This window comes from Actinospica robiniae DSM 44927 (assembly GCF_000504285.1).
Lineage (GTDB): Bacteria > Actinomycetota > Actinomycetes > Streptomycetales > Catenulisporaceae > Actinospica > Actinospica robiniae.
On the sequence record NZ_KI632511.1, the window covers coordinates 5749195 to 5758879 of the forward strand.

Here is a 9685-nt window from a genome sequence, read left to right on the forward strand (position 1 = left end):
CGCCCGCTAACACTTCAGTTCACCTGCGTTCCGGCGCGAAGCGGAACCCACCTCGACGGGAAGGATTGGAACTTGGTCGGGACTTGCCGAGCGCCTATCCTGCGGGCGCCCATCGCGGAGGATTACCGCCGGGTCGCCAAGCTAGTCTCCGGCTTGGTGAATCTCGTGTGCGAAGGCGCTGCGCAGGCGGGCATGGGAGCGGCACGATGGGAGAAGTCGTCGTGTGAGCGATCGACGGGCTTCGGCGTGTAAGCGGCGAAGACGACGCAAGGTGTAGAACAGAGAACTGTCTGCGCCGACTCCCGGGTCCCGGCGCGTCTGGCCGTTGGAAGGACGAGTGTGCGGGTGAGTGGATCGCAGTGGGTCGCCGAGCGATTCATCGTGGCCGGGCCGATCGCACGGGGGAATATGGGCGAGGTCTATCGCGCCCATGACGAGCTGACCGGCGAGGAGGTGGCCGTCAAGCTCATCCGCCGTACCCGGGCCGGGGATCAGGTCGGAGTGCGCGCAGGAGCGGCGTCGGAGGCCGGGCGGCTGCTGGCCCGCTTCGAGCGGGAGATCCGCATCATGGAGAGGCTGCACCACCCCAATCTTCCGCGAACGGTCGACGGCGGCTTCTACGGCGATGTCCCGTATCTGGCCATGGAGCTGATCGACGGGGCCACGCTGCGGCACGAACTCGACGAGCGTCATCGGTTGCCGGTGCGCTGGGCGGCCGCGCTTGGCGTGCAGATCGCTGACGCTCTGGCCGCGGTGCACCAGGCGGGGATCGTGCATCGCGATCTGAAGCCCTCGAATGTGATGCTCACGCCCGGCGGGGTGGTCAAGGTGCTGGACTTCGGTATCGGCCTGATCGTCGACGATCCCGATGCGACCCGGCTCACCTGCACCGACGCGACTGTGGGCACGGTGCAGTACATGGCGCCGGAGCAGGCGTCGGGGCGGGCCGTGGGCGCGGCCGCGGACATGTACGCGCTCGGCTGTGTGTTGTACGAGGCCCTTGTAGGTGCGGCACCGTTCGACGGTGAGAGCGCGTTCGCAGTCATGCGCAAGCACGCTGAACAGGAGCCGACCGCAGTGCGGTCGCTTCGCAGCGCCGTTCCGGCGGAGTTCGACGGACTGGTCGCGCGCCTGCTGGCCAAGTCGCCGACTGAGCGCCCGAGCCCCGAAGAGGTTCGGGAGGTGCTGCTGCCGTTTGCCCTCGACGACGCGGAAGCAGGCGAGTCGGCAACTGCGGACCCGCAGCGGCACGACCCGACGGCCCCGCTGCGCGCCTCGGCCCAGTCGGCCACTCACGGCGCTGCCACAGATGCGGCGCGCATCGTCAACCCCGGCATCGATTCCGGTACAGCGGCTACCTCCGGCATGGACGTCTTTGCGATCCATCGCCGACTGATCTCCGACTACCGTGCCTTCACCGAGGGCGCGGCCGTGATTCGCGACGACCGCATCGCGCAGTTCGTGCAGGATGATCTCGATGCGAAGTCGCAGTGGCCTGATCCGTGGCTCTCGCTCAACCCGTTCTTCGCCTCCGGGGGAAGCGTCACCGATCTGGTTGCCGAGGGCGTTCTGCACGAGGAGTGCGGCCGGATCTTCCAGGCGGGCAAGCGCGACGATGCGACGAGCTGCAACGGGCGCCCGCTGACGCTTCACTGCCACCAGCGTGAGGCGATCGACGCCGCGCGTTCAGGTGCCTCGTACGTGCTGACCACGGGCACGGGCTCGGGCAAGTCGCTCTCATATATCGTCCCGATCGTCGATCGGGTCGTGCGCCGCCGTGCCGCGGACGCCGGAAACGGCACACCGTCGGCCAGACGGGTGAGCGCGATCATCGTCTACCCGATGAACGCCCTGGTGAACAGTCAGCAGCAGGAGCTGGGCAAGTTCCTGCGCGCCGGATACGGCGAGGGCCGGGAGCCGGTGACGTTCGAGCGGTACACCGGTCAGGAATCGCGGGCGGATCGCGATCGGATCCGGGAGAACCCGCCGGACATCCTGCTGACGAACTACGTGATGCTCGAGTTGATGCTCACCCGGCCGGATGACCGCAGGTCCTTGATCCGGATGGCGAAGGGCCTGGAGTTCCTGGTCCTGGACGAGTTGCACACCTACCGCGGCCGACAGGGCGCGGACGTGGCGATGCTGGTGCGCCGGATCCGAGACGCGTGCGACGCGCCGTCGCTTCAGTGCGTGGGCACCTCAGCGACCATGTCGAGCGAGGGCAGCGAGCAGGATCAGCGTGAGACGGTCGCCGCCGTGGCCTCCACGCTGTTCGGCACCACGGTGGTGCCTGAGCACGTCATCGGCGAGACGCTGGTACGCGCCACCCGGTCGGATGCAGGCGCGGTCCCGGCGGCCCGGATCAACGCCCCGGCCGCGCCGCGCGATTACGCGGACCTGGTGATGGACCCGCTCGCGTCCTGGGTCGAGTCGGCGTTCGGGCTGGGCACGGACCCTTCGGGGCGGCTGGTGCGGCGTGCGCCGTCGAGCGTGGAGATGGCGGCCGAAGAGCTCGGCGGGCAAAGTGGTGTACCGGTTGCCGAGTGCGCCGCTGCGATTCGGCGCACGCTTGAGGCTGGGGCTCAGGCGCGCGAGCCGCATACCGGGCGCCCCTTGTTCGCGTTCCGCCTGCACCAGTTCCTCTCGAAGGGTGACACGGTCTACGTCACCTTGGAGGACGAGCTGACGCGCCATCGGACCCGTGACTACCAGATCGAGCAGCCCGGATCGGGTGGCAAGGTCCTGCTTCCGCTGGCGTTCTGCCGGGAGTGCGGGCAGGAGTATCTGACTGTGTGGCGCACGGAACGCGGCGGCAAAATCATCTACCGCTCCCGGCGCGACGCGGTGGCTACAGGAGGCGATGAGACCGACGGATACCTGTATGTCAGTTCCGATCATCCATGGCCTCGCGACCTCGAGCAGGTGCTCGCGCAGCGCCGTCTGCCGGACAACTGGCTCGAGACCGACGAGCGCAAGGACCGTGACACGATCCGCTCGAGCTATCGCAAGTACGTGCCGCGGCCTGTCGCCGTCGACGTGTACGGGCATGAGGGCTCGGGTATCGAGGCGGCGTACATTCCCGCGCCGTTCCGGTTCTGCCTGCGCTGCGGCGTGTCGTATGAGCAGGCGCGTGGGCGGGACTTCGCGAAGCTGGCCACCCTCGATCAGGAGGGGCGCTCGTCGGCGACCTCGCTGATCTCCGCTTCGATCGTCAGTTCGCTGCGGGCGCTGCCGGCTTCCGCTCTCGGCGACGAGGCGCGCAAGCTGCTCACGTTCGTCGACAACCGGCAGGATGCCTCGCTGCAGGCCGGGCATTTCAACGACTTCGTGCAGGTGACCCAGCTGCGCGGGGCCCTGTACCAGGCCGCGCGTAGAACGGTGGACCAGGGGCGTGCAGGGCTGCGCCACGATGAGATCGGTGCCGCCGTCGCCCGCGAGCTCAAGCTCGACCGGACCGAATACGCACGCAATCCCGGCGAGCTGTTCAGCGCTCTGGAGCGCACCGATGCGACGCTGCGCGAGGTCGTGGGCTTCCACCTGTACGTGGACCTGCAGCGCGGTTGGCGGGTGACGATGCCCAACCTCGAGCAGACCGGCCTGCTGCGGGTCGGCTATCAGGACGCCGACGAGATCGCCGGGCACGAACCGCTGTGGGCGGCCGCGAGCGATCCGCTCGCCACCGCTGCGCCCGCGCTGCGCGCCGAGCTGATCAGGATTCTGCTCGACGAGCTGCGCCGGGCGCTCGCGATCGATGTGGACTGCTTCGTGCGCGAGGAGTTCGACAAGCTCGTTCAGCGCGCCGGGCAGCACTTGAACGAGGCATGGCTGCTCGCGGAGGCGGACCTGCCGCAGGTGGCGACGGCTTTCGCCCGCTCGGGTCGCGCCGGCGGGCGTCGCGGGGATGTGAATCTGTCCGGGCGGGCCAAGTTCGGCCGGTACCTGCGCCGCACCGGCACCTTCCCGGACCATCCCCACCCGCTCGGCATCGACGACGCTCAGCGGGCCATCAGTGATCTTCTGCGGGTCCTCGCCGACGCGGGGGTGCTCGCGGTGGCCGTGGACCCGAAGCAGGGCGGCGCGCCGGGCTACCGGGTGCGCGCGTCCTCGCTCATCTGGCAGCCGGGCGACGGGATGACGGGCATCATGGACCCGCTCGCGAAGACCTTCGCGGCGGACGCCACTCCGCGCGTCAACCCGTTCTTCCGCAACCTGTACCGCGACACCGCGCGGACCCTCCAGGGCCTCTCGGCGCGCGAACACACCGCCCAGGTCGCACCGGATCAGCGCGAACAGCGCGAGGAGGAGTTCCGCGCCGGGCGGCTGCGGCTGCTCTACTGCTCGCCGACGATGGAGCTCGGCGTCGACATCGCCTCGCTCAACGCCGTGTCCATGCGCAACGTCCCCCCGACTCCGGCGAACTACGCGCAGCGCTCCGGCCGGGCCGGGCGATCCGGGCAGCCGGCACTGGTGACCACCTATTGCGCCACGGGCAACAGCCACGACCAGTACTACTTCCGCCGCTCCGAGCAGATGGTCGCCGGTTCCGTCGCGCCGCCGCGCCTGGACCTGGGCAACGAGGATCTGCTGCGCTCGCATGTGCATGCGATCTGGCTGGCCGAGACGGGGGCGAAGCTCGGCAGTGCGCTCCCGGACATGATCGACGCCTCGGTTCCGGACGAGAGCGTGCGCAAGCCCGACCCGAAGCTCGAACTGGTTTCGAGCATCGCGCAGCAGCTCGCCTCCGAGTCGGCCGGCACGCGCGCGGTAGCTCGGGCCCACGCCGCGCTCGGTCCTCTTGAATCGGAGCTGGAGGCCACTGCGTGGTGGGATCCGCAGTGGGTCGAGCGGACGGTGCGTCACGCCGCGGCGAGATTCGATGAGGCCTGCGAACGGTGGCGCACGCTCTACCGCACGGCTTTGCAGGATCAGGCCGAGCAGAACCGCCGGCGCCTGGACCGGTCGCTCACGCAGGCGGCGCGCAACATGGCGGTCAACCGCCGACGTCAGGCCGAGACTCAGATCTCGCTGCTGCTCAACGAGGGCCAGGGGACGAAGTCGGTGCTCTCGGACTTCAACCCGTACCGCTACCTCGCCTCCGAGGGCTTCCTGCCCGGCTACTCCTTCCCACGCCTGCCCCTGGCCGCCTACATCCCGGGCTCGGGCCGGTTCGGCGCCGAAGGCGACTACGTGCAGCGCCCGCGGTTCCTGGCCATCCGCGAGTTCGGGCCCGGAGCCCTGATTTACCACGAGGGCGCGCGCTACCAGGTCGCGCGCATCCAACTGCCGCCGGACGCCGCCGGGCAGATCGTCACGCACAGCGCGCGGCGCTGCCCGCACTGCGGGTACCACCACGAGGTGCGCGCCGGCACGGACAAGTGCGAACTGTGCAAAGCCCCGCTGACGGAGGAGACCCCCGGTCTGCTCCAGCTGCACACCGTCTTCACCCAGCGGCGCGAACGGATCTCCTCGGACGAGGAGGAGCGGCGCCGCGCCGGGTTCCGCCTGGTCACCTCGTTCCGGTTCCAGGACCACGGGGAGCGCGCCGGACGCCTCGACGCCTTCGTCAACCCGGCCGCGGCGACCGGCTCGGACGTCGGCCCGATCGCGATGTTGTCCTACGGCGACTCCGCGACCGTGCGGATCACCAATACCGGGCGCACCCGGCGCCCGAAGGACGAGTCCGACGGGTTCTGGCTCAACCCGGTCACCGGCCAGTGGATGAACGAGAAGCAGGCCGCGGAGGCGGCGGGCGATTCGAGTGAGCTGCCGACGCTCGACGTGCTCGACCCGGGCGAGGCGACGCGCCGCATGCGGGTACTGCCGTTCGTCGAGGACCGGCGCAACATCCTCGTGCTGAAGCTGGCCAAGGCCGTGGCGCCGGAGATCGCGCTCTCGCTGATGTTCGCGCTCGAGCGCGGCATCGAGGCGGTCTTCCAACTCGAGGACGCCGAACTGACCGGGGAACTGCTGCCACCGGATGAGGGCCCGCGCGACCGGATGCTGTTCGCCGAGTCGGCCGAGGGCGGCGCCGGGGTACTGCGGCGCCTGCAGGCCGAGCCCGACGCGCTCGCGCGCGCGGCCCGCGAAGCCCTGGCCATCGCGCACTTCGACCCGGACACCGGCGCGGACACCGGCGGCTTCGACGCGTCGCGCCCGTGCGCGAAGGGCTGTTATGACTGCCTGCTGACGTATGGCAACCAGCTCCACCACCAGCAGATCGACCGCCACGGCATCAAGGACCTGCTGATGGCGTTCGCGGGTTCGTCCACCTCGCCGACCGTCGCCGGACGCACCCGCACCGAGCACCTCGAAGCACTCGTGCAGCAAGCCGACTCGTCGCTGGAAGGGGAGTTCGCGACCTGGCTCAAAGACAACGGCTACCGGCTCCCGGACGAGGCGCAGACCCTCGTCGAGGACGCGCAGGCGCGCCCGGACTACGTCTACCGGCTGCCGGGGGCGTCCGTCGCCGTGTTCGTCGACGGCCCGATGCACGAGCACGACGACGTGGCACGACGCGACGTCGCGGCCGAAGAGCGCCTGTTCGACGTCGGCTGGCACGTCATCCGCGTCGGGTACGACCGCTCGACCTGGCCGGGCGTCGTGGCGAAGAACCGCACCGTTTTCGGCGCGGGTGCCAACGCCGGCCCGGTAACGTGAGCCAGCGCGCGCCGTCACCGCCCGCATCGACCCGCACTGTCCGGGAATCAGCCCAGGAAGAGGACCGTCCATGACGACGCCGACTACTGCTTACGCCGTCGGCTCACTGGTGACCGCGCGCGGGCGCGACTGGGTGGTGCTGCCGGACTCGGCGGTCGCCGGGGCCGAGGACGACCTGCTGGTGCTGCGGCCCCTCGGCGGCTCGGACGACGACGTCGCGGCCGTGTTCCCCGCGGTCGAGGACGTCACCGGCGCCCGGTTCGCCCCGCCGGACCCGGCCGACCTGGGAGATGCCGCCGCGGCGGGCCTGCTGCGCTCCGCACTGCGCATCGGCTTCCGCAACGGCGCCGGTCCTCTGCGCTCGCTGGCCGGGATCGCCGTCGAGCCGCGGCCCTACCAGCTCGTTCCGCTGCTGATGGCGCTGCGCCAAGACACCGTCAGGCTGCTGATCAGCGATGACGTCGGTATCGGCAAGACGGTCGAGGCCGCGCTGATCGCCGCGGAACTCCTCGCCCAGGGCGACGCCCGCGGCCTGGCCGTGCTGTGCTCCCCGGCGCTGGCCGAGCAGTGGCAGGCGGAACTGCGCTCGAAGTTCGGCATCGACGCCGAACTGATCCTCGCCTCCACCGTCCCGCGCCTCGAGCGCGGCCTGGACTACGGCCAATCCCTGTTCGACAAGTACCGCCATGTGATCGTCTCGACCGACTTCATCAAATCGCCGAGGCACCGCGACGACTTCGTCCAGCACTGCCCGGATCTCGTGATCGTCGACGAGGCGCACACCTGCGTCACCGCCGACGCGGCCACGGCGGCAGCGGCAGGCGGTAGGCGCCGCGCGCACAATCAGCTGCGCCACGAGCTGCTCCAACGCATCGCCGCCGATGCGGACCGGCACCTGCTGTTGGTGACCGCCACACCGCACTCGGGCAAGGACGAGTCCTTCCGCGCCTTGATAGGGCTGCTCGACCCGCGCCTGGAGAATGCGGATCTGAGCTCGGATGCGGGACGGCGCCACCTCGCACGCCACTTCGTCCAGCGCCGCCGGGCCGATATCCGCAGGTACCTCGGCGAGGACACGGAATTCCCCTCCGACCGGCTGTTCAAAGACGAGACCTACCGGCTCACCCCCGCGTACAAGGCGCTGCTGGAGGACGCCATCGCCTACGCCGGCGAGCGGGTGAGCGACGCGGCCGGACGCAACCGGCGCGAGGCGCGCATCGCCTGGTGGTCCGCGATCGCGCTGCTGCGCTCGCTCGTCTCCTCCCCGCGCGCCGCCGCCCAAACCCTCACCACGAGGTCCACCTCCGCGCTCGCCCGGAGCGAGCAGGAGGCCGACGAGCTCGGCCGCCCGATCATCGCGGACCTCGCCGAGGACGACAACCTCGAAGGCCTCGACGCCGCACCCGGCGCCGAGACGGAGCTGGGCGGCGCGTCCGCACGTCTCAAGGAACTGGCCGAACGAGCCGCGGCACTCGAGGGCCCCGAGCACGACCTGAAACTCGCCCTGCTGATCAAGCAGCTCAAGTCCCTGCTGGCCGACGGCTACCACCCGATCGTGTTCTGCCGCTACATCCCCACGGCCGAGTACGTCGCGGAGCAACTCGACGGCAAGCTCGGGCGCAAAACCGTCGTGCGGGCCGTCACCGGCACGCTCTCTCCGCAGCAGCGCCTGACCCGGATCGAAGAGCTGGCGGCCGAAGCCACCGAGGACCCGGCCGCGCGCAGAGTGCTGATCGCCACGGACTGCCTGTCCGAGGGCGTCAACCTCCAACACCACTTCGACGCCGTCCTCCACTACGACCTCGCCTGGAACCCGACCCGCCACGAACAGCGCGAAGGCCGGGTGGACCGGTTCGGCCAGAAGCGCGACGAGGTGCGCGTCGTCACGCTCTACGGCAGCGACAACGGCATCGACGGCAAGGTCCTCGACGTGCTGATCAAGAAGCACCGGGAGATCCGCAAAGCCACCGGCATCTGCGTTCCCGTGCCGGACGAGACCTCCGCCGGCGTCACCGACGCACTGATCGAGTGGCTGCTGATGCGCGGATCAGCCGACGGCGCGGACCGCGGCGAGCAGCTGTCCCTGTTCGAGTCGAACCTGTCCTCCACATCCCAGCAGCTCGATGTGGATTGGAACTCGCTCGCCGAGGTCGAGCGCGCTTCACGATCACGCTACGCACAAGGCGCCGTCCATCCCGACGAGGTCGCGGCCGAGGTGGCAGCCGTACGCGCGGCCCTGGGCCAGGTAGGCGAGGTCCGTGGCTTCGTCCGCACCGCACTGCGCGCACTGGGCGCCCAACTCGTCGGCGGCACGCCCACGGAGGGAGACTTCACCGCCGCGACGCACGGCCTGCCGGTCGGCCTGCGCGAATCGGTGACCGCCGCCGTCGGAAGCCCGGAGCTCGGCTCCGCAGGAAAGCTGTGGTTCCGGCACAACCCCGCCGTCCCGCGCGGCGAGGCAGCGCTCGTGCGCACCGACCCCGCGGTCGGCGCGATCGCGCAATTCGTCCTGAACGCCGCGCTCGACGACCAGCTACCCGCGCAGCACCGGCCGGCCCGACGCTGCGGCGTCATCCGCACGAACGCGGTCAGCAAGCGCACGACACTGCTGCTGGTGCGCTACCGCTTCCACCTCACCCTGCCCTCACGGACCGGAGAGCGGCAGCTGGTCGCCGAGGACGCTCGCCTGCTGGCCTTCGAAGGCGCACCCGCCCAAGCGGCATGGCTCGACGAAGACACGGCCCTCGCACTGACCGCCGCGCAGGCCACCGAGAACACGGCTCCGGAACTCGCACAAGCCACCGCGGAACGCATCCTCGGCGCGCTGGACGCGGTCACGGAGTACCTAGACGCCCATGGCGCGCAGCGCGCCACCGAACTCAGCGAGGCCCACCGCCGGGTCCGCGGAGCGAGCGAGCAGCGGCTCAGAGGATTGCGGGTCGAGGTGCAGAAACCCGCCGACGTGCTCGGCGTATACGTGTACCTGCCGGTCGCCGCGGCGGCGATGAACAGCGACGGGAGGGCCTGA

The 9685-nt window shown here is 70.2% G+C and carries 2 protein-coding genes; both read left to right on the forward strand.

Annotated elements, in window-relative coordinates:
- The first annotated feature begins 345 nt into the window (after window positions 1-345).
- Window positions 346-6657: a protein kinase domain-containing protein gene (locus tag ACTRO_RS24405; protein WP_034266579.1), complete on the forward strand. Its 6312-nt coding sequence runs from the start codon at window positions 346-348 to the stop codon at window positions 6655-6657.
- A gap of 70 nt (window positions 6658-6727) precedes the next feature.
- The gene (locus ACTRO_RS24410; RefSeq protein ID WP_034266582.1) at window positions 6728-9685 is read left to right on the forward strand and encodes a helicase-related protein; all 2958 of its coding nucleotides are present in this window, start codon (window positions 6728-6730) and stop codon (window positions 9683-9685) included.